Origin of the sequence: Acinetobacter sp. CE-15, from assembly GCF_051059255.1 — a bacterium.
GTDB classification, from domain to species: Bacteria; Pseudomonadota; Gammaproteobacteria; order Pseudomonadales; family Moraxellaceae; genus Acinetobacter; species Acinetobacter guillouiae.
The window spans coordinates 1,357,494-1,379,576 of the sequence record NZ_CP192737.1; the positions used below are offsets into that span (position 1 = coordinate 1,357,494).

Consider the following 22,083-nt stretch of genomic DNA (forward strand, 5'->3'; position numbering starts at 1 on the left):
TTAAGCTAACTAAACACAGTTTTTTTCTAACGAAACCAAATAAAAAATAAGTAAAAGTAAATATGAACAAAGCTATAATCGAGTTTTTGAATATAAAATAATATGCTTAAATTGATCTACTATGTTCCAGAATCACACCTTGAAGCTACCAAACTTGCAATTTTTCAAGCAGGAGCGGGTGGTATTGGTGATTATGAACATTGCGCTTGGCAAGTGTTAGGAACAGGGCAATTTAAACCCCTAAGCGGTGCAAAGCCTTTTATTGGTGAGTTAGATCATTTAGAGCAATTGCCTGAATGGCGAGTGGAAACCATCGTTCCTGAACACAAGGCCAAACAAGTGGCAATCGCTTTAAAAGCAAGTCATCCTTATGAAGAACCTGCTTTTGAGTTTATTCAAATGATTGATATTGAATAATAGTTTAAAAATCTCAACCCTCTTCTGAATAGAGAGGGGGAATTTATAAGCTAAAATTAAACTTTTTGAATAAACAAATCACGATCAAAACGGTATTGTGGGAAGAATACGCCATCTTCAGCACGTTCACCGGCACTAATCACCATGACTGGAAATTCTTTATCACCTAGATTAAGGATCTTGCGAACTAAGGGTTCATCAAAACCTTCCATCATGCAACTGTCAAAACCATAAGCGCGTAAAGCCAAAACCAAGTTTTCACAAGCCAAGGCTGTCGTTTTACTGGCCCAAAGCTTTGCATCAGCTGGGTTAAACGCAGTAACAGGAAGTTGTTTATCTAAAGTGCGTGCAACTTTGAAAGCCACTTTTTTAAAGTTACCTAAAGCATTCAGATAACCTGTTTTATAGTTATATGCGATAAATTTATAATATTGTTTTACCGCTCTTGGCGCTTCAGGCATCGGGAAATGGGTTAAATTGTTTTTTGCCATTTCATCAATACGGTCAATACGTGCCACACATACAATCAGTTCTGCAGCTGTTTTTGCTGATAATTGGCTTAAACAAGCTTTGACTAATTGTTTCTTTTTCGCTTGAGACTGAACCACATAGAACGTCCAAGGCTGTAGATTTGATGAGTTTGGTGCCAATAAAGCCAAATCTAAACAAGCATCTAAAACATCGGCAGGAATTTGCTTTTCAGTGTATTTACGGACTGAGCGACGACTTTCTATGACTTTACGGAAATTTTCAATATCGATATCTTGTGGAGCGGGTTCGTAATAGCGCTTCTTGGTCGTTGTATCTTGTGACATGATCTTTACCCATAATTAAATGAACAGTTTTATTGGATTCAAAATGAGCAAAGCCACTGAATATTAGTCATGCAGTGGCTTTGCTCAGATTCACTCAATTAATTAAATTGCGAGAAGTTTGGCTTACGCTTTTGCATAAATGCGGCAACGGCTTCAGCCATTTCAGGTGATTTAACGCGTTGCATAAAGATCACCGCTTCATCATCCACGCATTGAATAATCTCTTCAAGATTATGCTTCATTAACGCTTTGGTTTGTTTGATTGAAGCCAATGGAAGTGCTGCAAGGGTTTGTGCTTGATGCAAAGCGTGACCATATACATCGTCTTCAATACTATTGATTAAGCCAGCATTGAGTGCTTTTTCACTGTTGAATTTTTGTGCAGTTAACAGTAATTCAGCCGCTTTATGATATCCCGCTTGTTGAATTAAGAGTTTGCTTGAAGCACCCTCAGGAGAAAGTCCTAAGCTGACAAATGGGATTTGGAATAGGGCAGTATTGTCTGCATAAACGAGGTCAGCATGTAAAAGTACTGTTACTCCGATCCCAATCGCCACACCACGGACTGCACAGATCAATGGTTTAGATAAACGTGCAGCAGATTTTAATAATACAAATGGAGGACCATCACCTTCTTTACCTTCAAGTGGTTGTTGAATGAAAGCCATAAAGTCTTTCATATCATTACCCGCACTAAAGTCAGCGTCTGCACCACGTAAGATCACCACACGAACATCACGATCTTGATCAGCTTCATCTAAGGCTTTTGCAATCCATAGATACAATTCACCATACAGTGCATTTTTTGCTTCTGGTCGATTAATTGCTAAAGTCAGTACACCATTCTCTAAATTTGCGTTTAAATGTTGATGTGGCTGTTGAATACAACTAAGTGTCATCGTACTATCCTTGCTTTAAAATTTAATTGGATTTTATGCCCTCATTATGTCGCATATTTGAAATTCTGTTGCAACTGATGAGTTCATAAAAAATTACTTTTATGACTTATAAATTTGATTATCTTGTTTATATTGGACGTTTTCAGCCCTTTCATCTCGCGCATATGCAAACTATTAAAATTGCATTACAACAAAGCCAATATGTAATTTTGGCCTTGGGTTCTGCGCAAAATGAACGGAATACTAAAAATCCTTTTCTGGCATCAGAACGGGAACAAATGATTTTGTCTAATTTTTCTGAAGCGGATCAAAAACGAATCAAATTTGTACATGTTATTGATGTTTATAATGATACTAAATGGGTAGAGCTGGTTAAGTCCTTAGTTAATGCTACTGTTCTAGAGACCGATAAGATTGGTTTAATTGGTCACTTTAAAGATGATTCATCTTATTACTTAAAACTATTTCCAGAATGGCAAATGGTTGAATTGGATAGTTTAGTTGGCTCTATCTCTGCGACCCCGTTACGTGAAGCGTATTATCGTGGTGAAATTTATCAGGTCGAATTTCCTTTGGGCACAGCTGAGTTTTTAGAGAAGTTTCAGAAAACGGAAATTTACCAACAATTAAAGTACAAATACCAAACGCAAGACAAATCAAATCTTTAATGTTTTTTGTGAGCATTGCAATACACTGAATAGAAATATATAGAATATGAAGGAGTATTGCATGCAGTTTAAATCAGTCGCTATAAACGGAGCTTTATTGGGGAGCTTCGTTATTTCGATTTCAAGCTATGCCGCGTCTTGGACATTGACACCCAATAGTGATGTTGGATTTCATATCGACTCATTAGGTATGAACATCGTCAAAGGGCAATTTAAGCGTGTTAATTCTTCCCTTAATTTTGATACCACTGTTCCGCAAAATGCATCTACTGAATTTGTGATGGATGTAAATAGCCTAAGTATTAATAAATCTTCCTTGAAAAATATGATTATGGGTGAAGACTTATTCTATGCTGCTAAATATCCTTCCGCTTCTTTTAAAAGTACCGCATTTAAACCGCTTGCTAATAATAAGTATCTAATTTCAGGTAATTTAACCTTGCGTAATGTGACTAAGCCTGTAACTTTTAATGCGACAATTAAACCCAATCTAAATAATCCAAAATTGCTGGATTTTAGCTCTACTACAGTCATAAAGCGTAGTGATTTCGGAATGAAAAAAGCTGTGGGTGGCGTTGGAGAAAAAGTGAATATCCAAGTGTCTGGGCAGTGGAAAGCACAATAGAAAACAGCAGAGATAGAAAGGATCAGGGTACGTTATTTTCTAATCTCATCGTTATTTCGGGCCTGTTTTTTTAGTCTAATATTTTAGATGTTGAATTAAAAAATCAATGAATAAGCGGATGTGTCGTTGTTCATATTTATTCTTAGGATAAAGCAGGGAAAATTGCCGTTGAGTACCTGAATATTGTTGTAGGACTTCGACCAGCTTTCCTTGTTTTAAATCATTTTCAATAATAAAACGACAGGTTTGCAATAGGCCACCACCATGTTGAGCTAAGGTAATGGTGGCTAAAATATCTTCACTGCAATTCAAGTGTCCTCGCGTTTGAATCTCTACAACTTCATTTTCAATGAGCATAGACCAAGGCACTTCTTTTCCTGTGCTGGGTAATATAAATTGAATACATTGATGATGTTGTAAATCGGCAATCTCAGTAGGTGTGCCATGTTTCTTTAAGTATTCAGGAGAGGCGACAATCAGTAAGTCGGCTTTTTCTAAACAACGAGCGATTAAATTGGATTCAGGCACATTACGCCCCCGAATAGCAAGATCAAAACCTTCTGTAATGAAATCTACATTTTTATTGGTGAGCTGTATATCCAAGTTAATTTCAGGGTAAAGCTGCTGAAATTGAGGTAACAGAGGTAGAACTCTAAAGTGACCAAAAGGTGTTGGTAAACTCATCCTGATTGTTCCAGAAGGTTGAGCTGATTTATTTTTTAATCTTAATTCGACTTCAGCAATTTGTTTGAGTGCCTGCTGACATTCTAAAAAATATTCCTCACCCGCTTGGGTTAAACGAACATTGCGTGTTGTTCGATTAAACAGTTGAATCCCTAAGCGACCTTCTAAACGAGCAATGGATCGACTTACCGCTGCGGGTGTCAAACCAGCTTGATAGGCAGCCTTGGAAAAACTTCGTTGTTCAGCAACGAGACAAAATATTTCAACACTACTCAACATTGTTCGTTTGAATGTTGTGTTCATTATATACACCATGTAATAACTGAATTGATATTATGAGTATTTATTGTTCATGATGTTAAGAATAGCATGAAGTTAAAGCCACTTAAGGAATAAGCAGATGCAACTTTTTTACACAGCGGGTGCATGTTCACTTGCCCCTCATATCGTATTACAAGAAATTAACCAAGATTTTAATTTAGTGAAAGTTTCTTTTAAAAATCACCAGACGGAGCAGGGTCAGGATTTTTTGAAAATTAACCCGAAAGGTCAAGTGCCATTTTTAATCAGTGATGATGGCTTGCATTTGAGTGAGGGTGCGATCATTAGCCAGTATTTGGCTGAGACTGCTAAACGTAGTGATTTATTACCTACATTTGGTGATTTAAAGCGCTATAAAGTATTGGAGTGGATGAACTACATTAGTTCGGAATTACATAAATCGTATGCACCATTTTTTCAAAAAGGGTTTGATGATACGAGTAAAAATATTTTTAAAGAGAAATTATTAAAACAATATACATGGGTCGACGAGCAAATTCATGATTCAGAAAATCTGTTGGGGCAAGGATTTACCATTGCAGAGATTTACTTATTTGTTGTGACTCGTTGGGCAACATTGATCAATTTGGACTTAAGTCATTTGAAATCTTTACAAGTTTTTATGGAGCAAATGCAACAACATCCATCTGTACAAAAAACCATGCAAGCTGAAGGTCTTCTTTAGGAAAAACATCCAATGCCGTATGTTTTATAAATACTGAGTAAAACTACGGCAGCACTAAGCTTGAAGTATGTGATTGAAGCAAAGTATTTCTATGATGTTTTAACACTGCTTTATAGCGAAAATCGTGACTGGGTTATTCTAAAAGTTTTTTCGCTATACGCATTAAAATAAGATACTTTAATTTAGGACGAGTCATAGCTTCTATAAAGCTTAATCCAGAATAGACTGAGTATTGCGAATTAAATCTAATGTGAGCTTTTCCAGTTGCTTAGATTGTTGTTTCCAATGATGCCAATATAGATGTAAATCGGTTCTTGCTTTGGGCATGATTTCAAGCAATTGTCCTGTTGCTAATTCTTTTTGAATTTGCATTTTAGGTACCATGCCATAACCCAAATCGAGCAAAATCGCATCTACAAAAGATGTTGCAGAAGGAATAAAGTGGCATGGATAGCTGCTTGGCATCAAACCAAAAACGTGTTGTAAAACTTCGGCATGTACATGGTCTTTATCATTAAAAATAACAGCTGGGATATGCCGTAACGTTTCACGTTGAATACCATGCTGAAAGTAAGTGTGAATAAAATTCGGTGTAGCAACCATCCTATAGCTCATTGTACCTAAATGAATCGCCTCACAGCCTTTCATAGGTTTTGATTCGGTCGAGATACAGGCATTGACCAATCCCGCTTCAAGAAGGTGGTGGGTTTGGGTTTGATCATCAATTTTTAAGTCTATAACAATTTTTTCTGTGAGTAAGGTGTGTTGAATTGTGGGTAATAGCCACGTCACCAATGAATCGGCATTAGTGGCGATATTTAATTTAAAAAATTGTGATTGTGAACTTTGTCCTTGAAGATTCTGAATTAAATTTTGTTCCATTAAGCGATGATGTTGCAGGAAAAGTAACACTTCCTGACCTGCTTGAGTAACTTTACATGGTCTTTCTCGAATGATCAGCACTTGCCCAAGTTGTTTTTCCAAAGTTTGTAAACGTAGCGTTACCGCTGATGCTGTGATATTCAAACGAATAGCAGCTTGTTCAAAGCTACCTGTTTCGGCAACCGCTAGAAATGCTTCACTATGCTTACTTTGTAACATGCTGATCCTCAAAAAAATGGGCGTTTTTTATATAAAGATATAAGTTATTTTAAAAATGCCACATCATAAGTAACTAAAAAAAACTTAGCTAAGATGATATTTATTTAGAAATACTCATTTAAAGAGATAAGTTTGGATAATAGCACAGTCCATTCAAAACTTTAAAAGTGTAGTTTTAAAATGTTGCAAAGTTATATGCAGGGGTTGGCTGTTGGGTTTAGCTTGATTATTGCAATTGGCGCTCAAAATGCTTTTGTACTCAAACAAGGTTTAAAAAAGCAACATGTATTTTGGGTCTGTGTTGTTTGTGCCGCATCTGACTCGATTTTAATTTTATTGGGTGTACTTGGATTTTCAAAAGTCATTCAAACGCATCCAGAGTTTGTCGATTGGGCAAAATATTTTGGAGCAACGTTTTTATTGGTCTATGGGGCGCAACATTTTCTACAAGCTTTTAGAACATCGACAGGTTTAAAACCGAGTGAAAAAAATGAATCCAAGCTGATGAAAATGCTTCTGATTTGTTTAGCTTTAACTTGGCTTAATCCACATGTTTATTTGGATACAGTGGTTTTAATTGGTTCTATATCGACAAAGTTTGAAACTACCGCACTTTATTTTGCGATTGGTGCAGTAACAGCATCGTGGTTATTCTTCTTTAGCTTAGGTTTTGGTGCACGCTTTTTACTCCCGGCTTTTCAAGATCAACGCGCATGGCAAATATTAGATTTTATTATTGCATTGGTTATGTGGGGAATTGCAATCTCTTTGCTGCTTTGATTGGCATTGTTGGATCAAGTCAGCGTAATGATTTTTTTAATGCGGAAAGAGGGAACAATCTATATCGGGCTTGAGTATGTTCTCAATAAGAAGATTTAAAGTCCCTGACACGTTTAAAGTCATGTTAACTTTAGAGCGAGTAGGGACTTTTGCAGTTAAGCTTTTTGTAGTGCTTTTAAGTCTTCTAAAACTTGTTCAGCATGTCCAGCCGCTTTAACTTTACGATACTCTTTAACCAGTTTGCCTTGATGATAAATAAATGTTGAGCGCTCAATCCCCATCACTTGTTTACCATACATATTTTTTTCTTTAATCACATCAAAGTGTTTACATAAAACTTCTTCTTTGTCACTGATCAGATTAATGGTCAATGCTTGCTTCTCCGTAAAGTTTTGATGTGCTTTTACAGAGTCACGAGATACACCAATGATGGTGGTATTTAAAGCGTCAAATTGATCTTTTATACAAGAGAAACCAACCGCTTGAGTGGTACAGCCAGGTGTAGAATCTTTTGGATAAAAATATAAAACTAACCAATCTGTAGAGAGCTCAGTGAGGTTGATTTCACCCGTCGTCGTTGGGAATTTCTGATTCGGAAGTTGTATTTGTTCAGTCATTGTTTGTCCTTAAATGCTGTTGTGTTTAAGTTCAAGTGCTAAAAAGGCATAATTTTCATGATAGAGAATATCACCTTTATTTAGTAAAAGCGGCTTTTTAAAAATTGGACCATCGATCAGCGTGGTATGAAATTCACCCGCTTCACCACATGGATCAATCCCACGTTCGATTAATTCATCCACAAAATCTGTTGTTAAAACTCTACCCAAATCTTCAACCCGCATACCGAGGTTTAAATTAATCGTCACAATGATGCTGACAAAACCCAGTTGAATAAATTCACCCACAATGTCAAGCCGAGGTTTTTGCCATAATGGCATACATAACTGCAATTGGCTTTGTTCACAGACAGATTGGTTCCATTGCGCATGTCCAATCAGATCAATATCACCAGTAACAAGTGCTTCTGCACCCAGTTGTTTGGTTTGATTGAGGAGATTTACAAATTGATGTTCATAGTCATTCCACGTGGCTGATGCTTTAAGTATAGGTAAACCAATCCGCTCTGCTTGGGCATCAATGATATCAAGCGGCATGGCATGAGAACGAGATCTTTGTCCATGTTCTTCTAGCATGACAATGAGAGCTACAGCTTGCCCACTTTGCAAAGCGTGATATAAAGCTAGGCTACTATCTTTCCCGCCACTATATGAAGCAACAAATTTTTGTTGCTGTATCACAGTATTCCATTGGTCCTGCATATGGTTTTGTATCATCCAATTGTAAAAAGAGCCTGCATGGGCAGGCTCTTTGCAACAAGAAGAAATTATTTCTTCGCTTGTGCTGCTTTCATTGCTTCTTCAGTTAAGGTTTTTAATTTACCTGTTAACTGAGGACCAAAACATGTTTGAAGGTCTTGGTTATTTTTTTGAACGAAAGCAAGTGTTGCTGGGCTTTTCTTTTGGTTAATGGCACTCTGAATTTGCCATTTTTGATCGTTGGTTAACTTACCATCAGATTCAACAGCACAGCTACAGTATTTACTTACTTCAGCAGAAGTTAATTTACCACCTTTAGCTGTTTCTGTTTTACACACGCCAATAAGTGCAGATTTAACATTTGCACTCTTATAGGCTTGTTGAACTGCATTTGATTCAGCAGCAAAAGCCGTAGATCCCATTAAAGCCGAAGCTGAAAATAAAGCAGAAAGAATAAGACTTGATTTTAAATTTTTCATAAACAGTACCTTGTTATTGCGGTATATAACGTGTTGGGTCTGCAATACCTGCATCCTTAAAACCTTCTTTACGAAGTCGGCAGCTATCACATTTGCCACAAGCACGTCCTTGGTCATCTGCTTGATAGCATGAAACCGTTTGACTATAGTCTACGCCATGTTCGATGCCTAAGCGTATTATATTCGCTTTGGATAAATGTAACAGAGGTGTTTCAAATTTAAGAGGTTTTCCTTCTACACCGACTTTCGTTGCAAGACGAGCCATGTTGGCAAAGGCCTCGATAAACTCTGGGCGGCAGTCAGGATATCCTGAATAATCAACAGCATTGATACCAATCACGATTGCTTGAGCATCAAAAACTTCTGCTGCTGCAAGTGCATAAGACAAGAAAATGGTGTTACGTGCTGGAACATAAGTTACAGGAATACCATCTGTTTCATGATCAGGAACATCAATGTTAAGGTCTGTAAGCGCTGAACCGCCTAAATTACCTAAATCGATATTAATCACACGATGTTCTACACCTGCGCGTTGCGTTAAAGCGCGGGCTGCATCGAGTTCAGTGGTAGAGCGTTGACCATACATAAAACTTAGGGCAATACAGTCATAGTTTGCTTGAGCCCAAGCCAAACACGTCGTTGAGTCTAAGCCACCAGATAATAAGACTACGGCACGAGGGCGCATATCCAACTCTCCAAATATTAATAATTGACGATAAATTTAACGACCAGTTTCATCGTTCCAAAGCAATTTATGTAATTGCAACTGGAAGCGAACAGGGAGATGGTCTTCTAAAATCCATTGTGCTAAATCGCGTGCAAGCTGAGGCAAACGTGCCGCACCTTTTTCCACTGCAAAAGCAGGAGAAAACCATACTGTGCTAACTTTTTGCGCTAAAGCGTATTGTTCAACTTGCTGTTTAGACCACTCATAGTCTTCACGATTACAAATCACAAATTTGATTTGATCATGTTGAGTTAAATGATCGAGGTTGCTGAGTAAATTTCGTGCAACCTCACCCGAAGTTGGAGTTTTTAAATCTAAAACTTTTGAAACACGTGGGTCGACTTTAGAGACATCTAAAGCGCCGCTGGTTTCTAAAGAAACTTCACAACCTAAATCTGCCAAACGTTGCATTAAGGGTAAGGCATTGGGCTGAGCGAGCGGTTCGCCACCTGTGACACAGATATAAGGCGTTTTATAATCTAATGTTGTTTGAATTATTTGGTCAAGCGATTGGCGTTCGCCACCTTCAAAAGAATAGGTGGTATCGCAATAGGTACAGCGTAATGGGCAACCTGTTAAACGAATAAAAACAGTCGGTAAACCCGCAGTGTTGGCTTCACCTTGCAATGAATAAAAAATCTCCGTGATACGCAGCCCCGCAGACGGATCAGAAACAGGAATAGTCGAAGAACGAAGAGAATTCATGAAATTTACCACAGATTACAAAATGAAAAATCTCTACGATCACGATTGACCGTAGAGATGAGAAGCGATTGCTACGCTAGATAACTAAAATTCCACGAGGGAATATAAATTAGTCTTCGCGAAGCAATTCGTTCAAGCTTGTTTTAGCACGCGTTTTAGCATCAACTTTCTTGACAATAATTGCAGCATATAAACTATATGTACCACATTTAGACGGTAGGCTGCCTGAAACAACGACAGATCCAGCTGGTACACGACCATAATGGATTTCACCTGTCTCACGGTCAAAAATCTTAGTCGATTGACCAATGAATACGCCCATTGAAATGACTGAGCCTTCTTCAACAATCACGCCTTCAACGATTTCAGAACGTGCACCAATAAAGCAGTTATCTTCGATGATTGTTGGATTTGCTTGAAGCGGTTCAAGCACACCACCAATACCTACACCACCTGAAAGGTGAACATTTTTACCGATTTGCGCACATGAACCTACAGTCGCCCATGTATCAACCATTGTGCCTTCATCTACATAAGCACCAATGTTTACATAAGAAGGCATCAATACAACATTTTTCGCTTGGAAAGAACCTTTACGTGCAACAGCAGGTGGTACAACACGTACACCAGCAGCTTTAAATTGTTCTTCAGTCCAACCGGTAAATTTAGTCTCTACTTTGTCATAGAAACGAAGATCACATGATTCAATTGGCTTGTTATCGTTTAATTTAAAAGACAATAAAACAGCTTTTTTCAACCATTGGTGAACAATCCATTCACCGTCAATTTTTTCAGCTACACGAAGTGTACCGTTATCTAAGCCAGCAATGGCTTCTTCAACAGCTTGACGTACTTCAGCAGGACAATCTACTGCTGTAAAGTTGGCACGGTTTTCAAACGCTTGTTCAATGATCGTTGAAAGCTGAGACATGATCTTCCTTCCCAAAAAATTTTAAAAGATTCTACACCAAATTCGACTCAGATTAGATATAAAATCTAGTTTCAATCGAAAAAACTAATCTTATAATTTAAAATAAAACAACCAAATAAGTGAATTGTTAAGTTTTTATTTATTTTATTCCTTTTAAAAACAACAATTAATATCCAATTGTATCAAAAAATAACAAAAAGTAATCAATTTCCCTATTAATTGTGAAGAACGAATCACATATGATCGTTTCGAGTCCAACACATTAATGATTAAAGAACAAACTCTATTTTTTGAGGAGACATAAATGAAAGTGTTAAAATTATTGGCTGTTACAGCTGCATTATCTGCTTCTGGTTTAGCAATGGCTGATGGGTCTGTTGTTGACCAAGGTTATGCATTTGAAGCAAACCAATTAATCCCTACAGGCGCTCGTCTTGAAGTGGGTACAACTGGTTACGGTGGTGCTTTACTTTGGACTGCTAACCCTTATGTTGGTTTAGCATTGGGTTATAACGGTGGTGATATTTCTTGGTCTGATGATTTAAAAATCAATGGATCTAAGTATGACTTAGACATGGACAACAAATTAGCGTATTTAAATGCTGAGATTCGTCCTTGGGGTGCAAGCCAAAATGTTTGGGCACAAGGTCTATATGTTGCTACTGGTGTAGGCTACGTAGATAATGAATATGGTTTAGAGCGTCGTATTTCTCAGGGTCGTAATTTCTCTGTGAATAATACTGACTTTAATGCTACATCAGATGTTCAGATAAAAGGTAAGCAAAAATACGATAACCAATTTGCACCATATGTAGGTTTTGGTTTTGCTCCAAAAATCAACAAGAACTTCGGTGTATTTGGTGAAGTAGGTGCATACTATACTGGTAATCCTACTGTTTCACTGCAACAAGTGAGTGGTACAGACCAAGTCAACGGTAATGGCGATCGATTAAGTGATGCTATCCGTGGTGAAGAAAATAAAATTTCAAATGATGACAAATATAAATGGTTACCAGTTGGTAAAGTGGGCGTAAGCTACCACTGGTAATTTATTGTTGATCATGTAATAAAAAACGAGCTCCGGCTCGTTTTTTATTTTGAACTTGGTATTTTTGATAGCTGAATTTTTAGATGAATCAAAAGCGATAGCCCACTCGAATTCCATGTGCAAAAGCATCATTATGGCCCACTTCAGATAACGTTGAGTTTTGGACAATTGAAGTATTGGCATCTAAGTTGCTAACTTTTGCTTTATTGAATTTAAAATATTTAACTCCATAAGAAATAAAGCTCTGGGGATTGATGTTATATAAAGCACCCAAGCCTAAAGCATAAAAGCCATCAGAAGGATTTAAGGTTCCAGCGGGATTAGCATTGCCTGAGTCCCATGAAATATCTGTAGTGGCAAGCCATTGTTGTGAAAATACATGTGCAAGCCCAAGCTTTGCAGACCATTGATCCTTGTTGTAATCAATTAGATTAAAAGGTTTGATCAGTTCAGGGTATTGTTCAGCAGCAATCTTAATCACTGCACCAAATTGTCTAGGTTGAATTTCAAAATCTTTCCAATTGACCCACCTCAAATTGCCATAAAGAATATTCGATGGTGTTAAACCTGTCTGAAGATCCAGATTGACGGATTGAGGCGTGGTGATTTGTGTTTTAGCAAAAGGAATAATACTTAAAGCTTGCGCTGAAACATCCTCAGTGATTGCAGATTGATGATTGATCTTGGAACGATAGGTAATCGCAGTTTTTACTGCATACTCTGGAATTTGATAGCTTAAACCTGCGAGCCAACCATGACCTGAACTTTGTTTTAGCTGTGCATGATAGCCACTCATCGCTGAATAGTTTGCTCCAAAGACTTTGAGTTCACCTTCGAACTGTTGATAAATGCCACCAGCATATATATTCCAATTCGCACTAGGTTGATAACCCAATAGCATCGAAAGATTTTGACTTTTAAAATTAAATTGACCCGACTCTAAAAGTTGCTTTCCAGCAAAGCTCTGTGGGCGATATTCATAACTAAGATCAACACCATAAGGCTGATCATAAATCAGTCCAAATGAAAGTTGTGGAGCAATTTGCAGTTTTGCAGCAGCATTGACAAAGTGGTAATTGTTGACAAGGTTGCCTGTTGAAAAATCTTCAACGCCGAGTTGTTTGAATTGCTCATGTTGAGGGAGTTGCCCTGAAACATCTGCATAGAGCTCTGCATAAGACAATTCTACATAATGATTCGGTTCTAAAAAAGCAAGGATAGACTGGTCAGATTTCTCCATACCTGCGGCATGGCTAAAAAGAGGAACAAAACTTCCAAGGGTTAAGCCCCAAGCAATAGAATTCATTCATTCCCCCCGAAATAAATTGATCAGTGATAAAGATAAGCCTAAATTTTATACTAAAAAGCCATGCTTATAATAAAATATTAAATAAAATCAAATAGATTAATTATTCTTAAGAGTTTGTGTTTAATTTTTAAATGATAAAAAAGAGAGCCGTAGCTCTCTATCTTTGATCATCATGACTATTTGATGGTTTATTTATTGACGATTTATTCCTTGATGACTTCATTTCTTTTTTAATCATTTATCTCAAAGTTTAATCATCAGGATAGGCGATTTTTTTCAATGCTTTGATATCAGCTTCTGGTGAGCAGAGTGAAATAAACTCATAGCCATAGCCACGAAGTAAATGGCCTTTACGAACCGCAATCCATGTTGTATTTAAACCAAAAATATCAGTATCGATTTGTTTTAGACGTTTATCGCGTTCTGTGTCATAAGCAACATCATTGACAATACCGACACCCATTCCCAGTTCAACATAAGTTTTGATCACATCGGCATCCAGTGCTGACATGACGATATCTACATCTAAATTGGCATCTTCAAACGCTTTATCAATTTTAGAACGTCCTGTAAAACCACCATGGTAAGTGATAATTGGAAATTCAGCCAATTTTTCCAAGGTAATCTCTTTAGGATTCAGCTTAGTCAGTGGGTGATCTTGTGGCGTAATGATACTGTGTTTCCAGTTATAGAAAGATACACTGCCCAAATTATCTTCAGTGGTTAGAGATTCAGTTGCAATACCGATATCAGCCAAACCAAGCAATAACATTTCAGAGATTTCAACAGGACTGGCTTGTTGCAATATCAAATGAACTTTGGGAAATGCTTTTTTAAATAAATTGACAATCGGTGGTAACACATAACGTGCTTGTGTATGTGTTGTTGCGATTGTAAGCGTACCTTCATCAACTTTATTAAAATCATCGGCAAGACGTTTAATATTGTCAGCATCAATAAGCATGCGTTCAACAATACTCAACAGCGCTTGACCAGGTTCTGTCAAACCTAATAACCGTTTGCCTTTACGAACAAACAGCTGTACACCCAATTCATCTTCTAAATCTTTAATATGCTTACTGACACCAGATTGCGAAGTATAAAGTGCAGCAGATGCTTCGGTTAAGTTATAATTTTGACGAACTGTTTCTCGGATAATTCGTAATTGTTGAAAGTTCATGATGTTCGATACCTCAAATGTGGATGAATAGGGTAATATTCATCCTGTCGTCGATTACGCGACTTGATTTTCAAATAGGTGAAGTGTAGATGCACTTACCCAAACTGTTTGATTTGGTCGATATTGATGTAATTTTGCTTCATCAGGATTTAAAGCAATTTCAATCAGTTGTCCTTGACGATCTTGTAACTCTGCCATGACTTTACCCGCAATCCACAACTCACGTAAGAAGGTTGCTTGAATTGTATTTTCAGTCGGTTGCGTGTGAATTTTCAATTCATTTGGGCGAGCAAAGGCAATCACTTTACCATTTGCGGTTTGTGTCGCCGTAGGCAGTTGGATGCGATCTTCACCAATTTGAATGATGCCTTGATGGTTTTCACCTTCAAAACGGTTTGCTTGACCTAAAAAGTCAAATACAAACGGGGTTGCAGGCTTTTCATAAACTTCACGCGGTGAACCAATCTGTTCAATATCACCTTTGTTCATCACCACGATTTGATCAGCAACTTCTAAGGCTTCTTCTTGGTCATGGGTTACAAAGATTGAAGTGATATGTAATTCATCATGTAAAGTCCGTAACCAACGACGTAATTCTTTACGCACTTTGGCATCCAAGGCGCCAAACGGTTCATCTAAGAGCAATACACGTGGTTCAACAGCCAAGGCACGAGCCAATGCAATACGTTGGCGCTGACCACCAGACAATTGCGCTGGATAACGATCTGCCAAGAAACCAAGTTGTACCAAATCCAATAAACGGGTAACACGTTTTTTGATTTCAGTTTCATTTGGTCGAGTCGCCTTTGGACGAACACGTAAACCAAATGCAACATTGTCATAAACAGTCATATGACGGAACAGTGCGTAATGCTGAAATACAAAACCAACTTGACGTTCACGCACGTGAATATTGGTTGCATCTGTACCTTCAAGGATGACTTGTCCTCTATCCGTTGATTCCAAACCAGCAATAATACGCAGTAATGTGGTTTTACCACAGCCAGAAGGACCAAGCAGGGCAACCAATTGACCTTCTGGAAAATCTAGCGATATGTTTTTAAGTGCATGGAATGCACCGAAGTTTTTTTCAATATTTTTAACTTGAATACTCATGTGCAATTCCTTAAGAAACAGTTGATTCTTTACTTTCGCGATCTTGTTTTTCTTGGCGATATTCAACCCATGTTTTTAAAATTAGGGTAATGATGGCCAAAAATGCTAACAATGTTGAGACGGCAAAAGCAGCACTAATCGAATTTGGTTCGTTATATAAAATTTCAATATGCAACGGTAAGGTATTGGTTTCGCCACGAATATGACCTGAAACCACAGATACTGCACCGAATTCACCCATGGCACGTGCATTACACAAAATCACGCCATAAATGAGACCCCATTTAATATTTGGAATGGTAATTTTCCAAAAGGTTTGCCAACCCGAAGCACCCAGCACAATTGCAGCTTCTTCTTCTTCTGTTCCTTGTGCTTCCATCAATGGAATTAATTCACGTGCAACAAAAGGAACAGTAATAAATACAGTTGCGAGGATAATGGCCGGTGTCGCATAGAGGATTTTAATATCATGTTCAATTAACCATGATCCAATCCAACCTTGTGAGCCAAAGATCAAAACCAGCATTAAACCTGCAATGACGGGTGAGACTGAAAATGGCGTATCAATAATGGTGGTTAAGAATGATTTTCCACGGAAATTAAACTTGGCAACACACCATGCTGCTGTAACACCAAAGATCACATTTAAAGGTACTGCAATGGCAGCAGTCAATAATGTGAGTTTGACCGCAGACAGGGTATAAGGGTCAACCAGTGAGGCAAAGTAGACTTGAATCCCTTGTTTAAATGCTTCAACAAAAATAAGCACCAACGGTAGAATTAAGCAGCCTAAAAAGAAAATCAGACCAATAATCAGTAGGGTATTACGTACCCAGGCAGGTTCACGTGTCGCATCACGAGATTGCAGTTTTTCAGCCAAAGCATTGCTGTTGGTATTTAAGCTCATCGTGCGGTTCTCCCAGTACGGCGACTTGCCCAAGCTTGTACCAAGTTAATTAGGAACAAGATAAAGAAAGAAATCACCAGCATCACCACTGCAATTGTCGTCGCACCTGCATAATCATATTCTTCAAGACGGGTAATGATCATTAACGGAGCAATTTCAGTTTCGTAAGGAATATTGCCTGCAATAAAGATGACCGAACCATATTCACCCACACCGCGAGCAAATGCCAATGCAAAGCCAGTCAGTAAGGCCGGAAACAAAATCGGTAAAATGATTCTTGTCACGATCTGAAAACGATTTGCACCCAATGCAGAAGCGGCTTCTTCTAGCTCAGTTTCAAGATCACTTAAAACTGGCTGTACTGTACGAACCACAAAAGGAATACCAATAAAAATTAAAGCAAGCGTAATACCCAGTGAGGTATAGGCAATTTTAATCCCTAAAGGCTCAAGCAAATGACCAATCCAACCTGTTGAGGCATATAACGAAGTTAACGCAATACCTGCGACCGCTGTAGGTAATGCAAAGGGTAAGTCCACCAATGCATCTACTATACGTTTACCAGGAAATGAATAACGGACTAAGCACCAAGCCAATAAAAAGCCGAAAATGACATTGATCAAAGCTGCAATCAGGGCGGTGGTAAAACTGAGCTGTAATGATTTTAAAATACGTTCAGAGCTCAAGATTTCCCATAAACCATCCCAACCTACGCCTAATGATTTTATGAATACGGCAGACAGTGGTATCAGTACGATTAATGATAGATACGCTAGGGTGAAGCCTAGTGAAAGACCAAAACCTGGCAGCACTCGGGATCGCTGCGACATGATGACTCCTCAAAAGAGAGAAAGCTTATTGAAATCAATAAGCAAATTTAAAACGATTTTGCAAGCTTAAAAGGCAATAATTAAATTGCAAATTTAAATAACAACTTGTTGTCATCAGCATTACTGATAAAGAAATTTTGCTGATTAAAAATTAAATGATCATAAATTTCAGGAAAGTGTCCAAAGCCTGATGCAACATTGATATGTCCAACCTGACCTAAATTTCGGGGTCTAATTTTCCACGCTTTCGCAAGCTTCTGTGCATCTTCAAAATTTAACCAAGGATCATTTTCAGAAATAATCATTTCAGCAGGGACCGTTATTTTCAATTCGTGAAAATAAGCTTCATAGTCACCGATACTGTTTCGAGCAAAACCAGCCTCACCAAAACGTGCTGGATTAGCTGGTGCAACTAAAATAATTTTTCTTACTTTAGTTGCGATTTCAGGGTGCTGCGCCAAAGCAGCAACCGTGGTTAAACATCCGAAACTATGTGCAACAATTTGAACAGGTTGTGTAGCATTGACGACAGTCGCAACAAATTGGGCAATCCAATCTTTAAGAATAGGTAAGTTCCAATCTTGTTGTTGTACGCGCGAGCAAGACATGAGTTCACGTTGTAATTTAGACTGCCAGTGATCGTAATCACTACCACCAACGCCTGGAACAATAATTGTATGAATCATGTCTATGCTCCTGTTTCCTTTCACTTAAGTTTATTTTAAACAGTTATTTGCTACTTGCATTGGCTTTGACGATTTGATCAAAAACACCATTGTTTTCAAAATGTTGCTTTTGAACTTTAGTCCAGCCACCAAACTCTTTATCAATTGTGACCAATTTTAACGGTTTGAATGTTGTCGCATACTTTTGCAAGATTGCTGCATTACGCGGACGGTAGAAGTTTTTCGCTGCAATGTCTTGACCAGCAGGTGAATACAGATAGTTTAAATATGCTTTCGCTAAGTTTAAGTTACCGTCTTTTTCAGCATTCTTTTCAACAATTGCGACAGGTGGTTCTGCCAAGATCGACAATGATGGGGTAATGATTTCAAATTTACCTGGTTGTTCACGTGTAGATAAATACGCTTCATTTTCCCAAGCCAATAACACATCACCAATGCCACGTTCTGCAAATGTCGTCGTAGAACCACGTGCACCAGAATCAAGTACTTTAGTTTGTTTATAAATTTGACGTACAAACTCTTGTGCTTTCGCGTCTGAACCATATTTGTGTTTTGCCCAAGCCCATGCTGCTAAGTAGTTCCAGCGTGCACCACCTGAAGTTTTAGGGTTTGGTGTTACAATTTCTACACCTGGTTTTACCAAATCGCCCCAGTCTTTGATGCCTTTCGGGTTACCTTTACGGACGAGGAAAACGATTGTTGATGTGTACGGTGTAGAATTTTGTGGGAATTTCTTTTGCCAGTCTTTTGGCAATAAATTTGTATTTTGCGCAATTGCGTCAATATCTGCGGCCAATGCTAAAGTTACAACATCTGCTTGCAAACCATCAATAACCGCACGCGCTTGTTTACCAGAGCCACCATGTGATTGTTTAAACTGGATGTCTTGACCCGTTTTAGATTTCCAAAACGTTGCAAATTGTTTGTTAAAGTTATCGTACAATTCTCGTGTTGGATCATAAGATACATTTAAAAAATCTTTTGCCGCAACGCTGAAAGATGTGGTTGAAATCAGTACTGCTGCCACAGCAAATTTAAGTTTAGAGAACTGCATTTTTTTGCCCCATTTAATTCTGAAGTTCGGTAAGATGGAGTGAGGATAACGCTAGTCTTTATCCATAAAAAATAATAAAAAACGAATTTTATATGAATAAAAGAGAAAAAGAAAATGCTGATATTGCTTATAGTATTCGTGCAAAGCCATAGGAAATTGCTTAATGATCTGTTTTAAAAATGCTCAATTTGTTGATTCTATTTCACTTTTAGATCGAGCATTTCATTATGGAGATGGTTGTTTTAGCACAGTTCGATTACATCAAGATGTTATGGAGTTGGAACTTTTACATCGTGCTCGATTGAAGTTGGCGGCTGAACGTTTATTTTTAGATGTGAATTTTGAGTTGTTGGATCAGACGCTACAATGTTTAAGACAAAAAAATGGAATATTAAACGGTACATTGAAGATCATCATTAGTCGAGGCGATGGCGATCGTGGCTATGCAATGCCTGAACATGAGGCCGATCTTTATGTGGTTTATTATCCAAAAACAACCGCGTGCTTCCAGCCGGAATTAATTCACAGTGGTGTATTGGATCAAGCAATTGGTTTATTGATGCCAAATTTGGTTGGTTTAAAAACCTTAAACCGTTTAGAACAAGTGTTACTGAAAAAAGAAGCTCAAGCAAAAGGCTGGTTAGAAGCATTAGTCACAGATGTACAAGGTTCAGTTGTTGAAGGTGTGAGCAGTAATTGTTTTATTCGGATAAACAATAGATGGATTACGCCTGAACTTCGTTATAATGGCGTACATGGTGTGATGCGTGCCGAAATTTTGTCACGGATGCAACATTATGGTGTCACCTGTGAACAGCGTTTTATCGATATGGATGAAATTCGACATTTTCAAAGCCTGTTCTTTTGCAATGCTCTCAGTCCAATGAAAGTGGTCGAAACGTTGAGTCATCAACATCTAGACACTCAATCCTGTGTTGAGTTATTTCATACTTTAAATTTAAGTCAGTTTAATTCTCATGCCTAAAACCAAACCTAAGCCAAAATCTAAAAAGAAAACTCAAGCCCAAGTGAGCAATAACATCTATAAAGGCATTGCGATCGTTCTGGTTATTTTTTTGATCATGATTGCAATCATTTTAAAAATGAGTATTTTTAAAGCGTATCCAGTGACGGGTCAAAAACAAAAGCTGTCTATTTCAAATGGTGAAACCTATACCGGTTTTATTGATCAATTGGCCAAGGACGATAAGGTTAGTTTTCCAATCATTCTTAAGCTTTATCGGAAAATTTTCATTCATGACACCATGAAAGCTGGTGTGTATGAAGTCACTAAAGGTATGAATGTACGCCAAGTATTAGAAATGGTTTCTAATATTGAAAATGCACAGATGAGTCGACTTTTGGTGATAGAAGGGACGACAGCGAAGCAATTAATTCAGTCATTGAAAAAAGATCCATTGGTTGAAAAATCGGTGATTCAGCTTCCGAGTGGTGAAATGCTGAAAGCATTAAATATTCCTTATGATCACCCAGAAGGTTTATTTGCGCCTGATACTTATTTCTTTGATAAAGGTGCAACGGATAAGCAAATCTTGACTGACCTATACCAACGTCAAATGAAAATTTTAGATGAAGCTTGGGAAAAACGCGCGCCAGACTTACCTTATAAAAATAAATATGAAGCCTTAATCATGGCCTCGATTATTGAAAAAGAAACCAGTGTAGACAGCGAGTTACGTCAGGTTTCAGGTGTGTTCTATCGTCGTTTAAAACTGGGCATGCGTTTACAAACCGATCCTACCGTGATTTATGGGATGGGTGATAAATATACGGGTAAGATTTCAAAGCAGGATTTACGTACTCCGAGTGCTTATAATACATATACGATCAATGGTTTACCGCCAACACCGATTGCTTTACCAAGCAAAAAAGCCATTGAAGCGACGGTGCATCCAGATAACTCTGAAAACATTTACTTTGTTGCCACAGGTAATGGTGGGCACAAATTTACAGCCAATCTGAATGATCATAATCGTGCAGTGCAAGAATATATTCAAGTTATGCGGTCTAAGAATTAAGGAATGAGCATGTTTATAAGTTTTGAAGGTACTGAAGGTGTAGGAAAAACCACGCTCATTCAAAAGTTATTTGATTACTTTCAACAACAAGGTCAACAGGTTGTTTTAACACGTGAGCCTGGTGGTACGCCTTTAGCTGAACAAATCCGTTCATTATTGCTGTCGGTCAATCATGAAGAACAGATGAGTAATGACACGGAGTTATTGCTGATGTATGCAGCACGAGCACAACATTTGGAAGCTGTGATTTTACCTGCCTTGGCTGAGGGCAAGATTGTACTCTGTGACCGTTTTGTCGATTCAAGTTTTGCTTATCAATGTGCAGGTCGCGGGTTAAGTCGAGATAAGTTACAACTGCTCAATGAAAATTTTGTTTCTAAAATGCCAGATATTACTTTTTGGTTGGATGCGCCAATTGAATTGGGAATGAACCGTGCCCGCGCACGCGGTGCATTAGACCGCTTTGAACAAGAAAAAGTGGTGTTTTTTGAATCGGTACGCAGTGGGTTTTCTGAAATTCATTTGCGTGATTCTCAACGAATGAAACGCTTAGATGCGACTCAAGCACCAGAGCAAGTATTTGCTGAGGCGTTGAGTTATTTAAAATAAGCGCCAATCAATCCTCTAAATAAGTGAAATTGAGCAATTTATTCTATTGATTTGAACGATAAAGGGGCTGTTGGCATTTCATAAATGGCTTGCGTTGGAGGCTAAAATTGAGCATGAGACGTATACGTCGTAAAGCATGAATGAGAATAGCG

Annotated in this window: 26 protein-coding genes; 9 read left to right on the forward strand and 17 right to left on the reverse strand. The window is 38.0% G+C overall.

Annotated elements, in window-relative coordinates:
• Window positions 1–102 precede the first annotated feature (102 nt).
• Window positions 103–417 (forward strand): hypothetical protein, encoded by a 315-nt coding sequence (locus tag ACQ7EO_RS06285; protein WP_004823167.1) that lies wholly within the window; start codon window positions 103–105, stop codon window positions 415–417.
• A gap of 56 nt (window positions 418–473) precedes the next feature.
• Here the strand turns inward: ACQ7EO_RS06285 and ACQ7EO_RS06290 are convergent, their stop codons facing one another.
• Both ACQ7EO_RS06290 and ACQ7EO_RS06295 read right to left on the reverse strand, forming a co-directional pair.
• Complete coding sequence (locus ACQ7EO_RS06290; protein ID WP_004717220.1) at window positions 474–1,232, reverse strand: nitroreductase family protein; 759 nt, start codon at window positions 1,230–1,232, stop codon at window positions 474–476.
• Between the two features lie 98 nt (window positions 1,233–1,330).
• Entirely contained in the window at window positions 1,331–2,131 is an 801-nt protein-coding gene (locus ACQ7EO_RS06295) for an enoyl-CoA hydratase (RefSeq protein WP_004717217.1), read from the reverse strand.
• A gap of 101 nt (window positions 2,132–2,232) precedes the next feature.
• Between ACQ7EO_RS06295 and ACQ7EO_RS06300 the strand changes: the two genes are divergently transcribed.
• Window positions 2,233–2,799: a nicotinate-nicotinamide nucleotide adenylyltransferase gene (locus tag ACQ7EO_RS06300; protein WP_034612542.1), complete on the forward strand. Its 567-nt coding sequence runs from the start codon at window positions 2,233–2,235 to the stop codon at window positions 2,797–2,799.
• A 61-nt stretch (window positions 2,800–2,860) separates the two neighbouring features.
• The gene (locus ACQ7EO_RS06305; protein ID WP_434279154.1) at window positions 2,861–3,424 is read left to right on the forward strand and encodes a YceI family protein; all 564 of its coding nucleotides are present in this window, start codon (window positions 2,861–2,863) and stop codon (window positions 3,422–3,424) included.
• Between the two features lie 75 nt (window positions 3,425–3,499).
• Here the strand turns inward: ACQ7EO_RS06305 and ACQ7EO_RS06310 are convergent, their stop codons facing one another.
• The gene (locus ACQ7EO_RS06310) at window positions 3,500–4,411 is read right to left on the reverse strand and encodes a LysR family transcriptional regulator (RefSeq protein WP_434279155.1); all 912 of its coding nucleotides are present in this window, start codon (window positions 4,409–4,411) and stop codon (window positions 3,500–3,502) included.
• A gap of 97 nt (window positions 4,412–4,508) precedes the next feature.
• On the opposite strand from ACQ7EO_RS06310, the gene gstA reads away from it, so the two are divergent.
• Window positions 4,509–5,114 (forward strand): glutathione transferase GstA, encoded by a 606-nt coding sequence (gene gstA / locus ACQ7EO_RS06315; protein WP_434279156.1) that lies wholly within the window; start codon window positions 4,509–4,511, stop codon window positions 5,112–5,114.
• 210 nt (window positions 5,115–5,324) lie between these two features.
• Here the strand turns inward: gstA and ACQ7EO_RS06320 are convergent, their stop codons facing one another.
• Window positions 5,325–6,215, reverse strand: coding sequence for a LysR family transcriptional regulator ArgP (locus tag ACQ7EO_RS06320; protein WP_034612550.1), 891 nt, complete (start codon window positions 6,213–6,215; stop codon window positions 5,325–5,327).
• 180 nt (window positions 6,216–6,395) lie between these two features.
• Here ACQ7EO_RS06320 and ACQ7EO_RS06325 point away from each other — a divergent pair, with 180 nt between their 5' ends.
• Entirely contained in the window at window positions 6,396–6,995 is a 600-nt protein-coding gene (locus ACQ7EO_RS06325; RefSeq protein WP_434279157.1) for a LysE/ArgO family amino acid transporter, read from the forward strand.
• A 155-nt stretch (window positions 6,996–7,150) separates the two neighbouring features.
• Here the strand turns inward: ACQ7EO_RS06325 and ACQ7EO_RS06330 are convergent, their stop codons facing one another.
• From ACQ7EO_RS06330 to dapD, 6 genes are all read right to left on the reverse strand, one after another.
• A complete protein-coding gene (locus tag ACQ7EO_RS06330) occupies window positions 7,151–7,612 on the reverse strand; it encodes a peroxiredoxin (RefSeq protein ID WP_004823156.1) in 462 nt (153 codons plus the stop codon).
• Between the two features lie 9 nt (window positions 7,613–7,621).
• The gene (locus ACQ7EO_RS06335) at window positions 7,622–8,314 is read right to left on the reverse strand and encodes a diphthine--ammonia ligase (RefSeq protein WP_434279158.1); all 693 of its coding nucleotides are present in this window, start codon (window positions 8,312–8,314) and stop codon (window positions 7,622–7,624) included.
• A 65-nt stretch (window positions 8,315–8,379) separates the two neighbouring features.
• Window positions 8,380–8,790: a hypothetical protein gene (locus tag ACQ7EO_RS06340; RefSeq protein WP_004717195.1), complete on the reverse strand. Its 411-nt coding sequence runs from the start codon at window positions 8,788–8,790 to the stop codon at window positions 8,380–8,382.
• 13 nt (window positions 8,791–8,803) lie between these two features.
• Window positions 8,804–9,475, reverse strand: coding sequence for a 7-cyano-7-deazaguanine synthase QueC (gene queC / locus ACQ7EO_RS06345; RefSeq protein WP_004717194.1), 672 nt, complete (start codon window positions 9,473–9,475; stop codon window positions 8,804–8,806).
• A gap of 36 nt (window positions 9,476–9,511) precedes the next feature.
• Window positions 9,512–10,222 (reverse strand): 7-carboxy-7-deazaguanine synthase QueE, encoded by a 711-nt coding sequence (gene queE / locus ACQ7EO_RS06350; RefSeq protein ID WP_004717192.1) that lies wholly within the window; start codon window positions 10,220–10,222, stop codon window positions 9,512–9,514.
• 109 nt (window positions 10,223–10,331) lie between these two features.
• Complete coding sequence (dapD, locus tag ACQ7EO_RS06355; RefSeq protein ID WP_034612558.1) at window positions 10,332–11,153, reverse strand: 2,3,4,5-tetrahydropyridine-2,6-dicarboxylate N-succinyltransferase; 822 nt, start codon at window positions 11,151–11,153, stop codon at window positions 10,332–10,334.
• A 304-nt stretch (window positions 11,154–11,457) separates the two neighbouring features.
• Here dapD and carO point away from each other — a divergent pair, with 304 nt between their 5' ends.
• Window positions 11,458–12,201 carry an ornithine uptake porin CarO gene (gene carO, locus ACQ7EO_RS06360; protein WP_034612559.1) on the forward strand — a complete coding sequence of 248 codons (744 nt, stop codon included), beginning with the start codon at window positions 11,458–11,460 and terminating at the stop codon, window positions 12,199–12,201.
• Between the two features lie 88 nt (window positions 12,202–12,289).
• Here the strand turns inward: carO and ACQ7EO_RS06365 are convergent, their stop codons facing one another.
• The 7 genes from ACQ7EO_RS06365 to ACQ7EO_RS06395 all read right to left on the reverse strand — a co-directional run bounded on the left by ACQ7EO_RS06365 (window position 12,290) and on the right by ACQ7EO_RS06395 (window position 19,283).
• Window positions 12,290–13,507, reverse strand: coding sequence for an OmpP1/FadL family transporter (locus ACQ7EO_RS06365; RefSeq protein ID WP_434279159.1), 1,218 nt, complete (start codon window positions 13,505–13,507; stop codon window positions 12,290–12,292).
• 253 nt (window positions 13,508–13,760) lie between these two features.
• Entirely contained in the window at window positions 13,761–14,690 is a 930-nt protein-coding gene (locus tag ACQ7EO_RS06370) for a CysB family HTH-type transcriptional regulator (protein WP_004717184.1), read from the reverse strand.
• Window positions 14,691–14,744: 54 nt separating this feature from the next.
• Entirely contained in the window at window positions 14,745–15,806 is a 1,062-nt protein-coding gene (locus tag ACQ7EO_RS06375; RefSeq protein WP_004823148.1) for a sulfate/molybdate ABC transporter ATP-binding protein, read from the reverse strand.
• Between the two features lie 10 nt (window positions 15,807–15,816).
• The gene (gene cysW / locus ACQ7EO_RS06380) at window positions 15,817–16,713 is read right to left on the reverse strand and encodes a sulfate ABC transporter permease subunit CysW (protein WP_004717181.1); all 897 of its coding nucleotides are present in this window, start codon (window positions 16,711–16,713) and stop codon (window positions 15,817–15,819) included.
• Entirely contained in the window at window positions 16,710–17,543 is an 834-nt protein-coding gene (gene cysT, locus ACQ7EO_RS06385; RefSeq protein ID WP_004717179.1) for a sulfate ABC transporter permease subunit CysT, read from the reverse strand. The genes cysW and cysT overlap by 4 nt, the downstream gene beginning before the upstream one ends.
• An 80-nt stretch (window positions 17,544–17,623) precedes the next feature.
• Window positions 17,624–18,229, reverse strand: a complete 606-nt coding sequence (locus tag ACQ7EO_RS06390) for an RBBP9/YdeN family alpha/beta hydrolase (RefSeq protein ID WP_303576270.1) — start codon at window positions 18,227–18,229, stop codon at window positions 17,624–17,626.
• 43 nt (window positions 18,230–18,272) lie between these two features.
• The gene (locus ACQ7EO_RS06395; RefSeq protein WP_004823146.1) at window positions 18,273–19,283 is read right to left on the reverse strand and encodes a sulfate ABC transporter substrate-binding protein; all 1,011 of its coding nucleotides are present in this window, start codon (window positions 19,281–19,283) and stop codon (window positions 18,273–18,275) included.
• A 163-nt stretch (window positions 19,284–19,446) separates the two neighbouring features.
• Between ACQ7EO_RS06395 and pabC the strand changes: the two genes are divergently transcribed.
• From pabC to tmk, 3 genes are read left to right on the forward strand one after another with little or no spacing between them, the layout of a single operon-like run.
• Window positions 19,447–20,268, forward strand: a complete 822-nt coding sequence (gene pabC / locus ACQ7EO_RS06400; RefSeq protein ID WP_434279160.1) for an aminodeoxychorismate lyase — start codon at window positions 19,447–19,449, stop codon at window positions 20,266–20,268.
• Window positions 20,261–21,322, forward strand: a complete 1,062-nt coding sequence (gene mltG / locus ACQ7EO_RS06405) for an endolytic transglycosylase MltG (RefSeq protein WP_434279161.1) — start codon at window positions 20,261–20,263, stop codon at window positions 21,320–21,322. The genes pabC and mltG overlap by 8 nt, the downstream gene beginning before the upstream one ends.
• A gap of 9 nt (window positions 21,323–21,331) precedes the next feature.
• Window positions 21,332–21,931, forward strand: a complete 600-nt coding sequence (gene tmk / locus ACQ7EO_RS06410) for a dTMP kinase (RefSeq protein WP_004823143.1) — start codon at window positions 21,332–21,334, stop codon at window positions 21,929–21,931.
• Window positions 21,932–22,083: the final 152 nt, after the last annotated feature.

Bases quoted from the DNA above. Each gene is read 5' to 3' on its own strand.
- ACQ7EO_RS06330 (WP_004823156.1), bottom strand. From the start codon at position 7,612: ATGACTGAACAAATACAACTTCCGAATCAGAAATTCCCAACGACGACG.
- ACQ7EO_RS06310 (WP_434279155.1), bottom strand. From the start codon at position 4,411: ATGAACACAACATTCAAACGAACAATGTTGAGTAGTGTTGAAATATTT.
- carO (WP_034612559.1), top strand. From the start codon at position 11,458: ATGAAAGTGTTAAAATTATTGGCTGTTACAGCTGCATTATCTGCTTCT.
- ACQ7EO_RS06390 (WP_303576270.1), bottom strand. From the start codon at position 18,229: ATGATTCATACAATTATTGTTCCAGGCGTTGGTGGTAGTGATTACGAT.
- ACQ7EO_RS06340 (WP_004717195.1), bottom strand. From the start codon at position 8,790: ATGAAAAATTTAAAATCAAGTCTTATTCTTTCTGCTTTATTTTCAGCT.
- tmk (WP_004823143.1), top strand. From the start codon at position 21,332: ATGTTTATAAGTTTTGAAGGTACTGAAGGTGTAGGAAAAACCACGCTC.
- ACQ7EO_RS06305 (WP_434279154.1), top strand. From the start codon at position 2,861: ATGCAGTTTAAATCAGTCGCTATAAACGGAGCTTTATTGGGGAGCTTC.
- ACQ7EO_RS06325 (WP_434279157.1), top strand. From the start codon at position 6,396: ATGTTGCAAAGTTATATGCAGGGGTTGGCTGTTGGGTTTAGCTTGATT.
- ACQ7EO_RS06335 (WP_434279158.1), bottom strand. From the start codon at position 8,314: ATGCAGGACCAATGGAATACTGTGATACAGCAACAAAAATTTGTTGCT.
- ACQ7EO_RS06295 (WP_004717217.1), bottom strand. From the start codon at position 2,131: ATGACACTTAGTTGTATTCAACAGCCACATCAACATTTAAACGCAAAT.
- pabC (WP_434279160.1), top strand. From the start codon at position 19,447: ATGATCTGTTTTAAAAATGCTCAATTTGTTGATTCTATTTCACTTTTA.
- ACQ7EO_RS06375 (WP_004823148.1), bottom strand. From the start codon at position 15,806: ATGAGTATTCAAGTTAAAAATATTGAAAAAAACTTCGGTGCATTCCAT.
- dapD (WP_034612558.1), bottom strand. From the start codon at position 11,153: ATGTCTCAGCTTTCAACGATCATTGAACAAGCGTTTGAAAACCGTGCC.
- ACQ7EO_RS06285 (WP_004823167.1), top strand. From the start codon at position 103: ATGCTTAAATTGATCTACTATGTTCCAGAATCACACCTTGAAGCTACC.
- ACQ7EO_RS06395 (WP_004823146.1), bottom strand. From the start codon at position 19,283: ATGCAGTTCTCTAAACTTAAATTTGCTGTGGCAGCAGTACTGATTTCA.
- cysT (WP_004717179.1), bottom strand. From the start codon at position 17,543: ATGTCGCAGCGATCCCGAGTGCTGCCAGGTTTTGGTCTTTCACTAGGC.
- ACQ7EO_RS06290 (WP_004717220.1), bottom strand. From the start codon at position 1,232: ATGTCACAAGATACAACGACCAAGAAGCGCTATTACGAACCCGCTCCA.
- cysW (WP_004717181.1), bottom strand. From the start codon at position 16,713: ATGAGCTTAAATACCAACAGCAATGCTTTGGCTGAAAAACTGCAATCT.
- mltG (WP_434279161.1), top strand. From the start codon at position 20,261: ATGCCTAAAACCAAACCTAAGCCAAAATCTAAAAAGAAAACTCAAGCC.
- ACQ7EO_RS06300 (WP_034612542.1), top strand. From the start codon at position 2,233: ATGACTTATAAATTTGATTATCTTGTTTATATTGGACGTTTTCAGCCC.
- ACQ7EO_RS06320 (WP_034612550.1), bottom strand. From the start codon at position 6,215: ATGTTACAAAGTAAGCATAGTGAAGCATTTCTAGCGGTTGCCGAAACA.
- ACQ7EO_RS06370 (WP_004717184.1), bottom strand. From the start codon at position 14,690: ATGAACTTTCAACAATTACGAATTATCCGAGAAACAGTTCGTCAAAAT.
- ACQ7EO_RS06365 (WP_434279159.1), bottom strand. From the start codon at position 13,507: ATGAATTCTATTGCTTGGGGCTTAACCCTTGGAAGTTTTGTTCCTCTT.
- queE (WP_004717192.1), bottom strand. From the start codon at position 10,222: ATGAATTCTCTTCGTTCTTCGACTATTCCTGTTTCTGATCCGTCTGCG.
- gstA (WP_434279156.1), top strand. From the start codon at position 4,509: ATGCAACTTTTTTACACAGCGGGTGCATGTTCACTTGCCCCTCATATC.
- queC (WP_004717194.1), bottom strand. From the start codon at position 9,475: ATGCGCCCTCGTGCCGTAGTCTTATTATCTGGTGGCTTAGACTCAACG.